Annotated in this window: 15 protein-coding genes; 7 read left to right on the plus strand and 8 right to left on the minus strand. The window is 72.4% G+C overall.

Translation table 11 applies throughout. The features are described 5' to 3' along the window. Nucleotides 1–203: 203 nt before the first annotated feature. Nucleotides 204–1,091: a hypothetical protein gene (locus tag ABD371_RS13115; protein ID WP_344476200.1), complete on the minus strand. Its 888-nt coding sequence runs from the start codon at nt 1,089–1,091 to the stop codon at nt 204–206. A gap of 133 nt (nt 1,092–1,224) precedes the next feature. On the opposite strand from ABD371_RS13115, the gene ABD371_RS13120 reads away from it, so the two are divergent. The 5 genes from ABD371_RS13120 (at nt 1,225) to ABD371_RS13140 (ending at nt 5,563) form a co-directional block, all read left to right on the plus strand. Beyond that, nucleotides 1,225–1,602, plus strand: coding sequence for a hypothetical protein (locus ABD371_RS13120; protein WP_190121135.1), 378 nt, complete (start codon nt 1,225–1,227; stop codon nt 1,600–1,602). A gap of 117 nt (nt 1,603–1,719) precedes the next feature. Continuing rightward, the gene (locus ABD371_RS13125) at nt 1,720–2,334 is read left to right on the plus strand and encodes an NADPH-dependent FMN reductase (protein ID WP_344476203.1); all 615 of its coding nucleotides are present in this window, start codon (nt 1,720–1,722) and stop codon (nt 2,332–2,334) included. Nucleotides 2,335–2,466: 132 nt separating this feature from the next. Continuing rightward, nucleotides 2,467–3,435 (plus strand): ATP-binding cassette domain-containing protein, encoded by a 969-nt coding sequence (locus tag ABD371_RS13130; RefSeq protein WP_344476205.1) that lies wholly within the window; start codon nt 2,467–2,469, stop codon nt 3,433–3,435. After that, complete coding sequence (locus tag ABD371_RS13135) at nt 3,432–4,298, plus strand: ABC transporter permease (RefSeq protein WP_344476207.1); 867 nt, start codon at nt 3,432–3,434, stop codon at nt 4,296–4,298. Before ABD371_RS13130 ends, ABD371_RS13135 begins: the two co-directional genes overlap by 4 nt. Nucleotides 4,299–4,435: 137 nt before the next feature. Next, nucleotides 4,436–5,563, plus strand: coding sequence for a MerR family transcriptional regulator (locus ABD371_RS13140; protein WP_344476209.1), 1,128 nt, complete (start codon nt 4,436–4,438; stop codon nt 5,561–5,563). 10 nt (nt 5,564–5,573) lie between these two features. On the opposite strand, the gene ABD371_RS13145 is transcribed toward ABD371_RS13140, so the two are convergent. The 4 genes from ABD371_RS13145 to ABD371_RS13160 all read right to left on the minus strand — a co-directional run bounded on the left by ABD371_RS13145 (nt 5,574) and on the right by ABD371_RS13160 (nt 11,644). Continuing rightward, nucleotides 5,574–8,861: an ATP-binding protein gene (locus ABD371_RS13145; protein WP_344476211.1), complete on the minus strand. Its 3,288-nt coding sequence runs from the start codon at nt 8,859–8,861 to the stop codon at nt 5,574–5,576. A gap of 160 nt (nt 8,862–9,021) precedes the next feature. Continuing rightward, nucleotides 9,022–9,624: an FMN reductase gene (locus ABD371_RS13150; protein WP_381733689.1), complete on the minus strand. Its 603-nt coding sequence runs from the start codon at nt 9,622–9,624 to the stop codon at nt 9,022–9,024. Between the two features lie 2 nt (nt 9,625–9,626). Continuing rightward, nucleotides 9,627–10,730 carry an LLM class flavin-dependent oxidoreductase gene (locus ABD371_RS13155; RefSeq protein ID WP_344476215.1) on the minus strand — a complete coding sequence of 368 codons (1,104 nt, stop codon included), beginning with the start codon at nt 10,728–10,730 and terminating at the stop codon, nt 9,627–9,629. Nucleotides 10,731–10,858: 128 nt separating this feature from the next. After that, the gene (locus ABD371_RS13160) at nt 10,859–11,644 is read right to left on the minus strand and encodes a bestrophin-like domain (protein WP_344476217.1); all 786 of its coding nucleotides are present in this window, start codon (nt 11,642–11,644) and stop codon (nt 10,859–10,861) included. Between the two features lie 161 nt (nt 11,645–11,805). On the opposite strand from ABD371_RS13160, the gene ABD371_RS13165 reads away from it, so the two are divergent. Beyond that, nucleotides 11,806–12,606, plus strand: coding sequence for a hypothetical protein (locus ABD371_RS13165; protein ID WP_344476219.1), 801 nt, complete (start codon nt 11,806–11,808; stop codon nt 12,604–12,606). Between the two features lie 134 nt (nt 12,607–12,740). Here the strand turns inward: ABD371_RS13165 and ABD371_RS13170 are convergent, their stop codons facing one another. Beyond that, nucleotides 12,741–12,932, minus strand: coding sequence for a hypothetical protein (locus ABD371_RS13170; RefSeq protein ID WP_190121408.1), 192 nt, complete (start codon nt 12,930–12,932; stop codon nt 12,741–12,743). A 288-nt stretch (nt 12,933–13,220) separates the two neighbouring features. Here ABD371_RS13170 and ABD371_RS13175 point away from each other — a divergent pair, with 288 nt between their 5' ends. Beyond that, on the plus strand, nt 13,221–13,427 hold the full coding sequence (locus ABD371_RS13175; RefSeq protein WP_344476221.1) for a hypothetical protein: 207 nt from the start codon (nt 13,221–13,223) through the stop codon (nt 13,425–13,427). 27 nt (nt 13,428–13,454) lie between these two features. Here the strand turns inward: ABD371_RS13175 and ABD371_RS13180 are convergent, their stop codons facing one another. Together ABD371_RS13180 and ABD371_RS13185 are read right to left on the minus strand one after the other, a co-directional pair. Continuing rightward, on the minus strand, nt 13,455–14,612 hold the full coding sequence (locus tag ABD371_RS13180; protein WP_344476223.1) for a magnesium and cobalt transport protein CorA: 1,158 nt from the start codon (nt 14,610–14,612) through the stop codon (nt 13,455–13,457). A gap of 127 nt (nt 14,613–14,739) precedes the next feature. Beyond that, nucleotides 14,740–15,525, minus strand: a complete 786-nt coding sequence (locus ABD371_RS13185; protein WP_344476225.1) for an aminoglycoside phosphotransferase family protein — start codon at nt 15,523–15,525, stop codon at nt 14,740–14,742. Between the last annotated feature and the right edge of the window lie 21 nt (nt 15,526–15,546).

The raw sequence follows: 15,546 nt of genomic DNA on the forward strand, positions 1-15,546 counted from the left end.
GTGGCTTCCCGCCGGTCGGACCGGGCGGACCGGGGCCGGGTGGATCGGGGGTGACGTCCGGGCCGGGCGTCACACAGGAAGGACGTCCGGCCCCACCGGGATCGTTCCGTCCCCGCCGCCCCTGGCGTCAACTCGCCGCAACCGGAACAGCACCGGCCGTATCTCCCCAGCCGGGCCCCGGCGGATCGCGGCGGATCGCGGCCTCAGGCCCGCTCCGGGGCCGTCCCGGAGTAGTCCCGGTGGAGCCGGCGGCCGGCGGTGGCGGCGAGGACGAGGCCGAGCGCGATGAGCCACCAGGCGCTCCGGCGGAGGGTGCCCGCGAGGGCGTCGAAGGCCGCCCCGGCCGCCCGGTGGTCCACATCGGGCGGCAGATCGCCGAGGGTGGGCGCCCGTCCGAGCAGCACCGCCAGCAGCAGCAGAAGCCCGCCCGCCGCGAGCGCCAGCCCCAGCCCGGCCAGGGCGTGCGCCCCGCGTCCGCGGGGCGCGAGGAGCACGCCGAGGGCGGCGAGCAGCAGTGTCCCCGCGGGCAGCCACACCCCCGCGACCTGGAGGGCGTCGAAGATCTCGCGCACCGCGCCGAGCCGCCCGGACTCCACGATCGTGATCCTCGCGCCCACCACCGGGATCTGATCGGCGAACGGCACCCCGTCCAGGCTCAGCTGCCGCTTCACCTGCTCGCTCACCGGTGCCAGATCAATACTCGCGACATCGCCCTCATCGCTGGTCAGCGCCTGCTCCACGGCCGTGTGAGCGGCTCTGTTCACCGTGTTCCAGGCGGTTTGATACGAATCCGTCCCGGCGAACGACAGCACCGCCTCGCGCACCAGCCCCCGTACCCCCTCCGCGCCGCCCACGCCCCCCGGCCGCACCGCCTCCCCGGCACCGCCGGCCTGCCCCATCACCTCGTCGGTGATGCGGTCCGCGACCGCGCTCCGCACCGCCGGGTCCTTGGCGAGCGGGGCCATGGCGGTGACATAGCCGTCCGTGTCGCCGATCTCCCACTCGGCCCAGACGGCGAGCACGCTCAGCGGCGTCAGCACGGCCACGAGCGCGATCAGCACCGCCGCCACCGCCGCCCTGAGTCTCCGCACCCCTCCAAGGGAACGCGCGCCCCGGCGCGGGCGCGAGCGCTGCGCCGCCGACCGGGTGCGCCGCCGCCGAGTTGCCGGGCGTCCCCCCGGGGTGTGCCCTGGGAGGAAGGACGAGAGAGAAGGAGCCCCGGCCATGGCCGTTCACGCGACGATGCCCGCACGGCACCACGGATCACTCGGCTGGGCGATACCGGTCGCCCTCGGCACACTCTTCGGCTTCTACGCCGGTTTCCTCCGCCGCACCGGCGAGGCCGTCAGCTGGTGGGACGTCCTCTACGGGGTGGTCGCCGGCCTCATCTTCACCGCGCTGGCCTTCGGCCTCGGCCGGATCCAGCACGCGCTGCCCCAGGAGCTGCGCGCCGCCGCGTACGCCGCGCTGTGCGGTGTGGCGATCGGGTTTCTGCACAGTCTGACCGGGACCAGCATCCTGCGCTCGGTGGGGATGGGCCTCTTCTTCGCCGCCGCGATGCTCGTGGTCTCGTTCTACGTCTTCCACACCCGGGAGGAGTGACCGGCGGTCGCCAGATCCCGTCGCGCGGTCGCCAGATCGAATCTGGCGACCGCGCGACGCGGTCTCGCGCCTTTCGAGTGACGGCGGAACGGACTGCCCACGAGGGAGGCGGACACCATGCGGGACCGGGTCGGAGACGGAAGCGGAAGCGGAAGCGGGGGCGGGGGCGGGCTCGGGGGCGGCGCGGCGGACGTTCCGCCGCTGCGTGTCGCGGTGATCATCGGCAGTACGCGGGAGGGCCGGGCGGGCGGCGAGGTCGGCCGCTGGTTCATCGCCGGGGCCAGGGGGCGCACGGATCTCGAGCTGTCCGTCATCGACCTGATCGACTTCGATTTCCCGGCCCGTCTCCCCGCCCGGCCGACCGCCCCGATGGCCGACTTCGCCGCCCGAGTCGATCAAGCGGACGCCTTTGTCGTCGTCACCCCCGAGTACAATCGTTCTTTCCCCGCCTCCCTCAAGCAGGCCATCGACTACGCCTACGACGAGTGGCACTTCAAGCCGGTCGCCTTCGTCAGCTACGGACTCGGCTCCCACGGGCTCAACGCGGTCGAGCAGCTGCGCCCGGTCTTCACCGAACTCCACACCGTGACCGTCCGCAACACCGTCGGCGTCAATCTGCTCGAAGAGGGCTGGGAAGAGCAGGAGCGCTCCTGCCAGCCCATGCTCGACCAGCTCGGCTGGTGGGGGCTCGTGCTGAGGGAGGCTCGCGCCGCGCGGCCCCATGTCTCCTGAGGCCTGTCTCCCGAAGGACCGGTCCTCTCCCGAGACCCGTGCGCACCCGTGCCCGCTCCCGTCCCGCCGACGGCCACGAGTCGCCGTCCCCGGCGCATTGACCGAAGATTTGTTCGAAGGAAAATGAGGCGAATGAGTACAGAAGCAGCCATCGAGACCCGAGGCCTGGTGAAGGTCTTCGGTGAGAACCGCGCCGTCGACGGCGTTGATCTCACCGTGCCCGCCGGCACCGTCTACGGAGTCCTCGGGCCGAACGGCGCGGGCAAGACCACCACCGTGAAGATGCTCGCCACCCTGCTGCGGCCCGACGGCGGCGAGGCGCGCGTCTTCGGCAGGGACGTGGTGAAGGACGCGGCGGCGGTCCGCGCGAGGGTCAGTCTCACCGGTCAGTACGCCTCGGTGGACGAAGACCTCACCGGCCACGAGAACCTCGTCCTGCTGGCGCGGCTGCTGGGTCACTCCCGGCCCGCGTCCGCCGACCGCTCCGAGCGGCTGCTCGACGCCTTCGGGCTGACCGAGGCGGCGGGCCGGCAGGTGAAGAACTACTCGGGCGGCATGCGGCGCCGTATCGACATCGCCGCCTCCATCCTCAACACCCCCGACCTGCTCTTCCTGGACGAGCCCACCACCGGGCTCGACCCGCGCAGCCGGAATCAGGTGTGGGACATCGTGCGCGCGGTGGTCGCCCAGGGCACCACCGTGCTGCTGACCACCCAGTATCTGGACGAGGCCGATCAGCTGGCCGCCCGGATCGCGGTCATCGACCACGGCCGGGTGATCGCCGAGGGCACCAAGGGCGAGCTGAAGGCATCGGTCGGCTCCGGCTCGGTCCATGTGCGGCTGCGGGAGGCCGCACAGCGGCCCGAGGCGGTCCGGGTGCTCACCGAGACCCTGGGCTCCGAGGTGCAGCTCGACTCCGACCCGGTCGCCCTGACCGCCAGGGTCGGCGGCCACGGCACCGAGCGCGGCGCGGCCGAGCAGGCCGCCAGGGCCCTCGCGGAGCTGGCCCGCACAGGAATCACCGTGGACGACTTCGCGCTGGGACAGCCCAGCCTGGACGAGGTCTTCCTCGCCCTGACCGACCGGAAGAAGGCGGCATGACCACCGCGACCACCACAACGTCCGCGCAGGCCGCCGACGACCAGTTCCTCGACGCGCCGAAGGCCGAGGACCTCGCCTCGCTGCTGATCAACAAGGAGAGACCGCCGAAGCCGAGCGCGCTCTCGGCCTCCCTCACCTTCGGCTGGCGGACCGTACTCAAGATCAAGCATGTGCCCGAGCAGCTCTTCGATGTGACGGCCTTCCCGATCATGATGGTGCTGATGTACACGTACCTCTTCGGAGGGGCGCTGGCCGGGTCGACCTCGGAGTACATCCAGTTCCTGCTGCCGGGCATCCTCACCATGAGCGTCGTGATGGTCACGATGTACACGGGCGTCGCGATCAACACCGACATCAGCAAGGGCGTCTTCGACCGCTTCCGGACCCTGCCGATCTGGCGGCCGGCCCCGATGGTCGGCTATCTCCTCGGCGACGTCCTGCGCTATGTCCTCGCCTCCGCGGTGATGCTCACGGTCGGCATGATCATCGGCTACCGGCCGGCCGGCGGCCCGCTGGGCGTGCTGCTCGGGGTGGCACTGCTGGTGATCTTCGCGTTCTCCTTCTCCTGGGTCTGGACGATGTTCGGGCTGATGCTGCGGTCCGAGAAGTCGGTCATGGGCGTCAGCATGATGGTCATCTTCCCGCTGACCTTCCTGAGCAATGTCTTCGTCGACCCGAAGACCATGCCCGGCTGGCTCCAGGCCTTTGTGAACAACAGCCCGGTCACCCATGTCGCCACCGGGGTGCGCGAGCTGATGGCGGGTGAGTGGCCGGCCGCGGACATAGCCTGGTCGCTGGGATGGTCCGCCTTCTTCGTGATCGTCTTCGGCGCCTGGACCATGCGGCTCTACAACCGCAAGTGACACCGCGCACCGGTTCGCGAGCCGCCCGGGACACCCCCGCCGGGGGTGTCCCGGCCGATCGGGGTTGACCTTCTCCCCCGGGGAAGGACCAGCATCGATCGGGCCGGGCCGACCGCCCGGCGCGAGGAGGGGACCCCATGGACCGGCTCACGATCGGGGCGTTCGCCCGGGCGTCCAGACTGTCCGCGAAGGCGCTGCGCCGCTACGACGAGCTGGGGCTGCTGCCCCCGGCGAGCGTCGACCCGTACACCGGATACCGGTACTACGAGCGGTCGCAGCTGGAGCGGGCCCGGCTGGTGGCCTGGCTGCGGCGGATAGGGATGCCGCTGCCGCTCGTCCGTGAGGTCTGCGATCTCCACGGACCGGACCCGGCAGCCGCCGCCCGGGCCGTCCGGGCCCACTGGGCGCGGGTGGAGGCGGAGACCGCCGTCCGCCGGGATCTGGCGCTCTTCCTCGCCGACCAGCTCGACGCGTCACCGGGGAAGGACACCACCGCCATGACAGCTCTGGGAATCCGCTACGCCGCCCGCACCGACCGGGGGGCCGTCCGCACCGCCAACCACGACATCGCCTACGCCGACCACCGACTCCTCGCCGTCGCGGACGGCTTCGGCGACCGGGGCGGGGACGCGGGCACGGCGGCCGTCCAAGCGCTCCGGGAACTGGACCGCCCCGGTGTGCCGCCCCTCGCCGGAGATCTGCTCAACGCCCTGGAGGACGCGGTCGACCGCGCCAACTCCGCCATCGGCGCGCTGGAGGACTCCCAGGGCTCCGGAACGACGCTCACCGCGCTGGTGAGATCCGGCTCCCGGCTGGGTCTGGTCCATATCGGGGACACCCGGGTCCTGCTGCTGCGCGACGGCGCACTCTCCCGGATCACCCATGACCACACCGTGGTCCAGTCGATGATCGACGCGGGTTCGCTGACGGAGGAGGAGGCCGCCTCGCACCCTCAGCGAACCCTGCTGCTGAGGGCCCTCGACGGCGGCACGACCGCCGTCCCCGATCTGCGGCTGCACGAGGCCCTGCCCGGCGATCGGTATCTGCTCTGCTCCGACGGGCTCTTCACCGCCGTGCCGGACGAGCGGATCCAGCACGCGCTGGCCACCGTCGCCGAGCCCGAGGAGACGGTCGACGCGCTGATCGCCCTGGCCCATGGAGCGGGCAGCCCCGACAACATCGCCTGTGTCGTGGCCGATGTGACGCGGGAGCCGCGACCGGAGCCCAGAGCCCTGGGCCCGGGCCGGTCGGCCGACGGCCACTGAGCGGCGCGGCTCACAGCCGCCAGCCGACCGGCCGCGCCGGGCGGTAGGCGCAGTGCGCCCCGGTCGTCACCGACTCCCGCAGATGCGCCGCCAGTCCGGGGTGGACCGCGTCCAGCTTGCGCAGGGTGTCGCGGATTCTCGCGGTGACCGTCTTACGGGCCCGCTCCGCCTCGTCGCCCAGCCGCCGGGTGCGGCCGCCGAGACCGGCGGCCGTGCGCAGCTCGTCGAGGAGGGCCGTGCGTTCCCGGGTGAACTCCCGGGCCCTGCGGGCGTCGCCCAGCCTGTCGGCGCGGTCGATCTCCTGGTCCAGCCGCTCCAGCCGCCGCCGGTAGCTGAGCTTGGCCTCTTCGTCCAGCACCGGGTCGCCGCCGAAGCCGCGGGCGGCGACGGCCGCCTCACCGGCCTCGGGGGCGAGGAGGACCACGGCGGAGAGGTCCTCGCCCGGGTGGGAGAGCAGGGTGTGCAGATCCCGCAGCCCCTTGGCGTCCGGCATGTGCGCCTCCCGCCCGCCGAAGGAGAGCGCCCACACCGAGCCCTCCCGCCGGAACAGCCGCTCGGGACCGGCGGCCTCGGCGGCCTCGGCGGGCTCGGCGGCCGGGGGTGCCGGGGCCGCGCGCCCGGGGGCGGCGGACACCGGCCCGACGGCCTTCGCCGGGGGGAGCGCCATCCCCAGCTCGCGCGCGTCCCGCCGCACCCCGGCCGCCAGCTCCTCCAGATCGAAGCCGAAGCTCCGGCCCGCGCCCGCGCCCGCACCCGCATCCGCGTCGGCGCTCAGCACGCCCAGCAGTGTGGCCCTCGCCCGAACCGACCAGGGCCGGGCCCGCATGCGGTCCGCCGACTCGTACGCGGCGGTCAGAGCGGCCACCGCCGCCGCACGGTCGCCGGCCGCCGCGTCCAGCAGCCCCAGCCAGAGGTCGACGGGCCCGCCGATGTCGCACCCGTACAGCGAGACCACCCACTGGCCGGTGTGCGGCAGCAGCGCCTCCCGGGCCCTCGCGATCCGTTCCGGATCGCCCGAGGACGCCGCGGCCTGGGCCCGCAGCCGCAGCGCCAGCGGCTGGAAGGCCCGGGGCAGCCCCTCGGGCCGGGCCTCCGGCTCGTCCGCGTGGAGCAGCGCGAGAGCGGTGTCGCCGCGCTCGGCCGCCGTCAGCCCGGCCAGCAGCGCCGGATAGGGATGCCCCACCCGCTCCAGCGCGCCGAGCGCCTGCTGCGCCTCCTCCAGCCGGCCCTGGAGCAGCAGCAGCGCCCACCGCATGTGGTCGGCCATGTAGCCGTACGGAGTGAACCCCGGCTCGGAGGTCTCCACCTGGGACATCAGCTCGACGGCCTCCGCGAACCGCCCGTTGAGGGCGGCGATCAGGGAGTTGTCGACGAGCTTCGACAGCTCATGGGTGCCCCTCCCGGCCCGCTCGACCAGCGCGTTGAAGGAGCGCAGCTGCTCCGCGTAGCGCGGGTCGCCCAGCTCCACCAGCGTGACCCAGCGCATGGAACTGGCGTGCAGCTCCATGTCCGTGTCGCCGGTGCGCCGGGTCAGGGAGATCATCTCGTCGGTGAGCGCCAGCCGCTCCCTGCTGCTGCCGAGACCCCAGATCACGTCGTGGCGCGCCCAGAGCGAGAACGCCAGCGCGTCGTCGTCCGCGCCGCTGCGGGCCAGCGCGGTGGTCTTCACGGCGATGTCCCGCGCTATCTCCTCGGGCGTCAGACCGCTCAGATCCGCCCCGCCGTCCCCGCTGCCTCCGCCGTCCCCGCCGACCTCGAACAGCGCCCGGTGGGCGTCCCTCAGCAGGCGCCCGCCCCCCATGTCGACGTCCGGGCCCTCGTGCTGATGGACGGTCAGCGCGACCCGGGCCAGCAGGGTGGGCTCGGGCACCTCGCGCGCCAGCTCCATGGCGCGGCCGAAGCACTGCCGGGTCCCTTCGGCATTGCCGCGGTGCCACTGCGCGCCGCCCAGTTCGAGGAGGACCAGCGCGGCCCGCCGGGCGTCGTCCCCCGCCGCCTCCAGCGCGCGGCGGAAGTGGCCCTCGGCCTCCTCGTGCGCCAGTCGCCCCGAGGCGTGCCGGGCGGCGGCCACCAGCAGGTCGACCCGGGCCCCCGGCTCCAGTTCGTCCCCGGCGAGATAGGCGTGGCGCGCGAGATCGGCGGGGAACGTCTTCTCGCGCAGCGCCGGTGAGCCCTCCAGCGCGCGGACCACATCGGCGTGCCGCCGCCGCACGGCCGGCCCGTCCAGCCCCGCGTACAGCGTCTCGCGGACGAGGTCGTGGGCGAAGGCGAACCGGCCGCCCGGCCGCACGGTGACCAGCCGGGCCGCGATCGCCCGGTCCACCAGCCGGTCCACATGGGGCGCGGGCTCGCCCACGGCCGCCGCCAGCACCTGGCGGTGGAACTCACGGCCCAGCACGGACGCCGCCGTCAGCAGCGCGCTCACTTCCTCGGGCAGCAGCTCCAGCCGCCGCCGCACCGCCTCGCGCACCCCCGGCGCGACCGTGCTCACCGGGCCGCCGCCGCGCCAGATGCGGACGGTCTGCTCCACGAAGAAGGGATTGCCCCCGGTCCGCCGGTGCACCTCCTCCACCAGCTCGGGGCCGGGCTCGGTCCCTCCGGTGAGCGCGATCAGCGCGCCCACCTCGTCGCGTCCGAGTCCGGTGAGGGTGAGGGTGGCGGCGGCGCGCGCCGCGAGTGGCAGGATCAGGCTCTGGAGCGGATGACCGGCGCTCTCGACCTCCACATCGCGGTAGGTGCCGATCAGCAGCAGTCGTTCGAACCAGGCGTGCTGGGCGGCGAATTCCAGCAGCTTCAGCGACGCGGGGTCGGCCCAGTGCAGATCGTCCAGCACGACCACCAGGGGCCGCCGCTGGGAGGCGGTGACCAGCGCGCTGGTCACCGCGTCGTACAGCGGGAAGCTCTCCTCGCCCTCGCGCCCGGCCGTGCCGCCCGTGCCGCCGGTGCTTTCCGTGCCGCTCGCGCCGTCCGTGGCTTCCCCGAGCAGCACCGCGAGCCGCCCGCCCGCCGCCTTCTGGGCCCCGGCCCACTCCTCGTCCGTCACCCCGCGCCGCAGGCCGCGGACCACCTGCACCCACGGCCAGTGGCCCGGGGCGCTGTCGGACTCCCAGCAGGAGCCGCTCAGCACCAGCGCACCGCGCCGCCGCGCCTCGTCGGCGGCCTCGGTGACCAGCGCCGTCTTGCCTATCCCGGCCTCTCCGGCGATCAGCACCAGGCCGCCGTGGCTCTCCGTCGCCCGGGTGGTGTGGGTCCGCAGAACGCTCGCGGGATGGTTGCGACCGATGAGTACAGGGGCCATGCCCAAAACGATAGAAGGCGGCACTGACAGTGCGCACAGGGGATTGTGCGCCGCCAGTGCCGCCTCCGCTCCCGGAAAGCGCCTCCGGAAGAGCGAAACCCCTGTTCGGGGTCTGCCGGTTCTGCTGGTTCTGCCGGTCCTGCCAGTGCTGCCGGACCTGTCACGGGAAGGACAGGACCGGCACCTCGTCGACCGTCCGGCGTTCCGTCGTCGCCATCAGCGCGGCGAGCTGCCTGCCCGCCCGGCCGATCCGCGTCGGCAGGGTGTCGGTGAGCGGATCGCCCGTGCCGCCCCAGTCCTCCGAGGCCGCGTACACCGCCGTCGGCGCGACGACGGCCCGCAGATAGGCGAAGAGCGGGCGCAGCGCGTGCTCCAGCACCAGCGAGTGCCGGGCCGTGCCGCCGGTCGCGCCGACGAGCACCGGCTTCCCGGTCAGCGCGTCCGGCTCGACCAGGTCGAAGAACGACTTGAAGAGCCCGCTGTAGGACGCGGTGAAGACGGGGGTGACCGCGATCAGTCCGTCCGCCTCGGTCACCGCCTCGATCGCCTCCGCCAGCTCCGGCGAGGGGAATCCGGTCACCAGGTGGTTGGCGATCGGGACCGCCAGCTCGCGCAGCTCCACGATCTGGACCTCGACGTCCGTCCCGTGCTCGGCGGCGAGCGTCTCGCGCGCCGACTCGATGAGCCGGTCGGCCAGCAGCCGCGTCGACGAGGGCACGCTCAGACCGGCGGAGACCGCCACCAGCTTCAGTGTGCTGCTCATCGTCATGCCTCCTCGGTGATCGCGGTACGGGCGGTACGGGCGGCGGTGACCGCCGGGTGGAGCGGAGCGGATTCCGGCACTCCGGCCGGCCGCAGATTGGCGAACTCCTTGCGCAGCACCGGCACGACCTCTTCGCCGAGGATGTCGAGCTGCTTGAGCACCGTCTTGAGCGGCAGTCCCGCGTGGTCCACCAGGAACAGCTGTCGCTGGTAGTCGCCGACGGCCTCACGGAAGCCGAGGGTCCGCTCGATGACCTGCTCGGGGGTGCCCACGGTCAGCGGGGTCTGCCGGCTGAACTCCTCCAGCGAGGGCCCGTGTCCGTAGACGGGTGCGTTGTCGAAGTAGGGACGGAACTCCCTGACCGCGTCCTGGGAGTTCTTGTGCATGTAGATCTGGCCGCCGAGACCGACGATGGCCTGCTCGGGGGTGCCGTGGCCGTAGTGGGCGTACCGCTTCCGGTAGAGCTCCACCATCTTCTTGGTGTGGGACATGGGCCAGAAGATGTTGTTGTGGAAGAAGCCGTCACCGTAGTAGGCGGCCTGTTCCGCGATCTCCGGGGAGCGGATCGAGCCGTGCCAGACGAACGGCGGGACGCCGTCCAGCGGGCGCGGGGTCGAGGTGAAGGACTGGAGCGGCGAGCGGAACTTGCCCTCCCAGTCCACCACGTCCTCCCGCCACAGCTTGCGCAGGAGCGCGTAGTTCTCGATCGCCAGCGGTATGCCCTGACGGATGTCCTGACCGAACCACGGGTACACCGGTCCGGTGTTGCCCCGGCCCATCATCAGATCCACCCGCCCGTCCGCCAGATGCTGGAGGTAGGCGTAGTCCTCGGCGATCTTCACCGGGTCGTTGGTGGTGATCAGGGTGGTCGAGGTGGACAGGATCAGATTCTCGGTGCGGGCCGCGACATGCCCGAGAAGGGTCGTCGGGGACGAGGGCACGAACGGCGGGTTGTGGTGCTCGCCGGTCGCGAAGACGTCCAGCCCGACCTCCTCGGCCTTCCGCGCGATGGCGACCGTGGCCTTGATCCGCTCGTGCTCGCTCGGCGTGCGCCCGTTGGTCGGGTCGGTGGTGACGTCGCCGACGGTGAAGATGCCGAACTGCATGAGGCTCACCTCTCGATGTCCAGAATGAGGATGGTTGAATGTTGAACCAAACTCTACAACGAGAGACCCGCCCTGGCTATTCCGCACCCCGTCCTGGCAGGTCAGGGCCTTGAAATGGCCAGGATGACCTAGGTCGAACCGGGGAAAAGCCGACGGAACGCATCGGCCGTCGCCGTGTCCGAGCCGGCCCGGCCGAACGGCGCGTCGAAGTCCCACACCAGGAAGAGCAGGAAGGTGATCAGCGCGCTGAACAGCCCGGCGATCAGCAGCTCACGGGAGCTGCCGCCCATCCGCATGGTGAAGATCAGCCCGATGGTCGCCACCGCCCCGCCGATCAGCCCGTACCAGACCACCGCCGGCAGGGTGGAGGACTCCGCGCTCTCCTCACGCGTGATCCGGGCGTCGGCCGCCGCCGCGGCCTGCTCCACCATCGGCTGGTAGACCCCGGCCTCCAGATCGTTCTTCGGCGTACGGCGGGTGATGTCCTTCCGCACGGCTTCGAGCAGCTCGCCGCCCCGGGCCGACAGCTCCTTGCCGTGCGTCATCCGGGGCCACTCCGTGCGCACCACGTAGGACACGTACTCGCCGATGTCGGCGCGGATCCGCGTGCGCACATCGGCCGGGAGCGCCTCCGCGCGCTGGGAGATCTCGTGGAGCGCCTGCGCCTCCCGCCGTACGTTGTCCTGGGCCGCGCCCCGGGCCTCCCAGACCCCGGCGATGGCGAGGCCGAGGACGATGGCGTAGATGACGCCGACCATCATCGTCATGTATTCGAGAACGTCGGGCGTATGCACCTCGCGGGGCTCCTCCCCGGTCGCGAGGGCTCCGTGTCTGCTCTGACTGAGCAGGATGACCGCGAGGACGACCGCGCAGGTGACGGCCATCGCGATGGTCAGGACCAGCCATTCGGCCATGGTGACCTCCATGTTTGTTCAGTGCTGCTCTGTACGTGCGGGTGTACGTGCGGGTGTGCGCGTGGGGGTGCGGGAGCGGGCCCCCGGCCGGGCCCGCGCGGGCTCAGCCGCGCGATCGCCGGGGCCGCAGCATCACGGCCGCGAGAACGGCCGGAACGGTGATGATCAGAACCAGGGTGAGCAGGGGAAACCCCTGGGTCCCGGGCCGCTCGGCGGCCGGGCGGTACGGGCGTACGGGGAAGGCCTCGCCCGGGGCGGACGACGACGACGGCCCGGCGGCGGCGGTCGGTCCGGCGTCCGCGCGACGGCTCTCGGACGCCTCCGGTGTCCCGCTCGACGCCGCGGACGTGGATCCGGCGGACCCGGAGGGCGCTGAGGGCGTGGGCCCGGCGGAGGCCGGGTTCCCGGCCCCGGACGTCGGTGACGCCGTCGGTGTCGCCGTCGGTGCCGTCGGAGATCCGGTCGAGGTCGGCGACGACGTCGGGTTCTGGGTCGGTCTCGGCGATCCCGTCGAGGTCGGCGAAGGCTCCGGCGGGCCGGTCGGCGTCGGAGTGGGAGTGGGAGTGGGCGTCGGAGTGGGGCTCGGGGCGGGCGGCGACGGTTTCGGCGGCCCCGGACAGGGCCGCAGCACCCGCACCGACACGGAGACCTTCACCCACACCGGCCTCGGCCCGCCGCCCGCCGCCGACCCGTGGGCGCAGACGAGCCCGGGGCGATGGATCCGTACCGACACCCGCGCCGAGACCTGGGGCGGCACTCGGCCGTTCGGCCCACTCGTCACACCGCCCGGACCGCCCGGACCGCCCGGACCGCCCGGAACCGCTTTCGACGGCACCGCCCGTACCACGGGTCTCTCCGCCGGCCCGCTCGGAGCCGCAGCCGCCACCACCCCCTGTGAACCCAGTACCGCCGCGATTCCCAGTGCGCTCAACTGCTTAATTCCCGCCACATTCGCAAGGTAGGACGCACGCGGCCCAGAGAGGGCATGAATCACCTGAAAGGGTGAATAAGACGCTTGTCGGACCCATCGCACCGGCGCGAGGCCCCGCGATGGACCACGATGCCCCTCCCGGACTCCGGGCAGGTCCCGCACGGTTCAGACGTAAACGACCCGGACCACCGAGACCGTCAGCACGGTCGCACTGACGTAATAGCGAACGACAGCTCCCGCGACCGTCGCCTCACGGCGGTCATGATCACCCTTCACGGGTGTCGAGCCATGGCCGTACGGATGCGCCGCGAGCCGCCGCATGGCCGTGTCGAACCTGGCCCGGAGACACGAACCCATCGCGCTGCGCGACTGGTCGGCGGGCGGCGCGTACTGAACACGGCAGCCGTTCACACCGCCTCCGGCCCGGCGAGTCCGACCGGTTCACCGCCGATGCCCGTCCCTGGCGTGACCTCCATCGCGGCGACCTCCCGAAGTCCCGCCCCCACGGTAGCCCGCACACCGCCCGCCGGTAAGACGGCGACACCCGCGTGGCCCGGACCGCCGTACCCGATCGCCCGCCAACGCCCTTACCGGGACGGAGTACTTCCGGGTGCGGGCCCCGACAGCGCGTGAGACGGTCGCCGGGTGATCGAATCCCTGCTCGCAGCCATCCCGTTGCCCCTGATCGCCGCCTTCTCCGCCGCCGCGCTGCTCCTGATCGCCACCTCGGCGCTCCGCCTCTCCAGCGCGGGCCGCAGCGACCCCTCGGACGAGGCGCGCTCCCTCACGCTCGCGCTCTACGGCTGTCTCGTCGCCCTGCTGACGCTCGGCCTCTTCGTGACCTTCCTCTAGGACCCGGGGCCGGGTCCCGTGGGCAGTTCAGAGCCAGCCGTTGCGGCGGAACGCCCGGTGGATGACCACGCAGGCCGTCGCCATGACGCCGAGCACCAGCGGATAGCCGTACGTCCAGCGCAGCTCCGGCATATGGTCGAAGTTCATCCCGTACATCCCGCAGACCATCGTCGGCACGGCGATGATCGCCGCCCATGCGGTGATCTTCCGCATGTCCTCGTTCTGCGCGACCGTCACCTGTGCCAGATGTGCCTGGAGGATCGAGTCGAGAAGGGCGTCGTACCCGCTGATCTGCTCGTTCACCCGGGCGAGATGGTCGACCACATCGCGGAAGTACGGCTGCATGTCCGGCCCCACCGGCGGCAGCGGCGCGGTGGCCAGCGAGAGCATCGGCCGCTCCAGCGGGGCGGCGGCGCGCTTCAGCTCCAGCAACTCCCGTTTGAGCAGATAGATCTGCCCGGCGTCGGCGCTCCGCGCGTCCTCGCTGAAGACGGCACTCTCCACGGCGTCGACATCGTGCTGCACGGCGTCGGCGACGGCGAGATAGTCGTCCACGACCTGGTCGGCGATGGCGTGGAGAACGGCGGCCGGTCCCTTGGCGAGCTGCTCGGGACTGGCCTCCAGCGCCTCGCGCAGCGGGCCGAGCGAGCCGTGCGGACCGTGCCGGACGGTGATCACGAAGTCGGCGCCGGTGAAGACCATCAGCTCCCCGGTGTCCACCACCTCGCTCGCCGTGGTGAGCTGCTCATGAGCGACGTAACGGCAGGTCTTGAGGACGGCGAACAGCGTTCCCTCGCCGTCCCGTCCGTCCCGTCCGCCGCGCCCTCCCCGTTCTCCCCGCTCTCCCTGTCCGCGCTGTCCGTCCCGGCCGTACCGCTGCACCTTGGGCCGCTGATGGGCCTGTACGGCGTCCTCGACGGCCAGCGGGTGCAGCCCGAACAGCTCGGCGAAGACCGCGAGCTGGATCTCGGTCGGCTGGTGGAGACCGATCCAGACGAACCCGCTGCCGTTCTTGCGCACCTGGCGCAGCGCCTCCCGGGCGTCGCCGTCGCAGGGTTGCCGCACCCCGCCCTCGTACACCACGCAGTTGACGACGGTGCTCCCGAGCGGGGAGCGGGCGGGATGGCTGAGGTCGACGGTGCGGCGGTAGGCGCCGCGCATCGCTCTGCGCAGTTTGCGGATCATCGGCACGGTATGGCCCCTTCGGAGTACCGGGCGTCAGTGTGACACCGACCGCCGCCGGGAGGACGGGGTTCCGGGAGCGGTCCCCCTCGGTCCCCCCGTCCTCCCCGTGCCGTGTTCGTACGCGCGTTCAGCGGTCGTCGAGGATGAAACCTTCGAACTCGGCCCGCCGGTCCTTCACATACTCCGCGTCGGCGAGGTACTGGACGTGGTGCCCGTCGGCCAGGTGCGAGGCGAAGGCGGCGTCCCCGGCGGCGGCCCTGGCGCGCATGAACGCGACCATCGCGTGCAGCCGTTCCACGACGGTGTCGAGAAGCTCCGCGCGCCCGGCCGGATGGAGTCCGTACCGGTCGCAGAAGAGCCGGGCCCGCAGCGCCTGTTCCTCCGTGGTGCCGAAGCCGTCGGCGTTGGCGGGTGCGGTGAGCGGGGCCCAGCGGTAGACCGCGAGGGCGATGTCCCAGATCCGGGGGCCGGGGTGCGCGGCGTCGAAGTCGATCACCCCGATGACCCGGTCGCCGTCCAGGACGCAGTTGTGGGGGCCGTAGTCACCGTGGCAGATGACCTCGGCGGGGTTCCTGGCGGGCAGCATCCACGGCTCGGCCTCGCCGGTGCGCGCGTAGCCGGCCGTGCTGTCGTGGAAGGCGCGCAGCATCCGGGCCGCGCTCTCCAGGGCGGTACGGGAGGCAGCGGCCGGGGTGGCCGGGTAGTCGCTGACCTCGCCGGGTATGAAATCGAGGACTTCGAAGCCGTCGTCCGTCACCTCGTGCACGGCGGGCGCGGCGGTGAAGCCCCTGGCCCGTACGTGCCGCAGGAGGCCATGGACGAGCGGTGACCACGGCCCGGTCGGCCGGATCACCCTCGTACCCTCGCGTATGACGCTGTTGACCCCGCCGGACATTACTTCGCGATCGTCCATCCCCGCCCCTCTTCGTGCCTT

Source organism: Streptomyces amakusaensis (genome assembly GCF_039532665.1).
GTDB lineage: Bacteria > Actinomycetota > Actinomycetes > Streptomycetales > Streptomycetaceae > Streptomyces > Streptomyces amakusaensis.

Excerpts from the sequence above, each read along its gene's own strand:
- ABD371_RS13120 (WP_190121135.1), top strand. The coding sequence starts at position 1,225 with ATGGCCGTTCACGCGACGATGCCCGCACGGCACCACGGATCACTCGGC.
- ABD371_RS13125 (WP_344476203.1), top strand. The coding sequence starts at position 1,720 with ATGCGGGACCGGGTCGGAGACGGAAGCGGAAGCGGAAGCGGGGGCGGG.
- ABD371_RS13130 (WP_344476205.1), top strand. The coding sequence starts at position 2,467 with ATGAGTACAGAAGCAGCCATCGAGACCCGAGGCCTGGTGAAGGTCTTC.
- ABD371_RS13135 (WP_344476207.1), top strand. The coding sequence starts at position 3,432 with ATGACCACCGCGACCACCACAACGTCCGCGCAGGCCGCCGACGACCAG.
- ABD371_RS13140 (WP_344476209.1), top strand. The coding sequence starts at position 4,436 with ATGGACCGGCTCACGATCGGGGCGTTCGCCCGGGCGTCCAGACTGTCC.
- ABD371_RS13145 (WP_344476211.1), bottom strand. The coding sequence starts at position 8,861 with ATGGCCCCTGTACTCATCGGTCGCAACCATCCCGCGAGCGTTCTGCGG.
- ABD371_RS13150 (WP_381733689.1), bottom strand. The coding sequence starts at position 9,624 with ATGAGCAGCACACTGAAGCTGGTGGCGGTCTCCGCCGGTCTGAGCGTG.
- ABD371_RS13155 (WP_344476215.1), bottom strand. The coding sequence starts at position 10,730 with ATGCAGTTCGGCATCTTCACCGTCGGCGACGTCACCACCGACCCGACC.
- ABD371_RS13160 (WP_344476217.1), bottom strand. The coding sequence starts at position 11,644 with ATGGCCGAATGGCTGGTCCTGACCATCGCGATGGCCGTCACCTGCGCG.
- ABD371_RS13165 (WP_344476219.1), top strand. The coding sequence starts at position 11,806 with ATGATCAGAACCAGGGTGAGCAGGGGAAACCCCTGGGTCCCGGGCCGC.
- ABD371_RS13170 (WP_190121408.1), bottom strand. The coding sequence starts at position 12,932 with ATGGGTTCGTGTCTCCGGGCCAGGTTCGACACGGCCATGCGGCGGCTC.
- ABD371_RS13180 (WP_344476223.1), bottom strand. The coding sequence starts at position 14,612 with ATGATCCGCAAACTGCGCAGAGCGATGCGCGGCGCCTACCGCCGCACC.
- ABD371_RS13185 (WP_344476225.1), bottom strand. The coding sequence starts at position 15,525 with ATGGACGATCGCGAAGTAATGTCCGGCGGGGTCAACAGCGTCATACGC.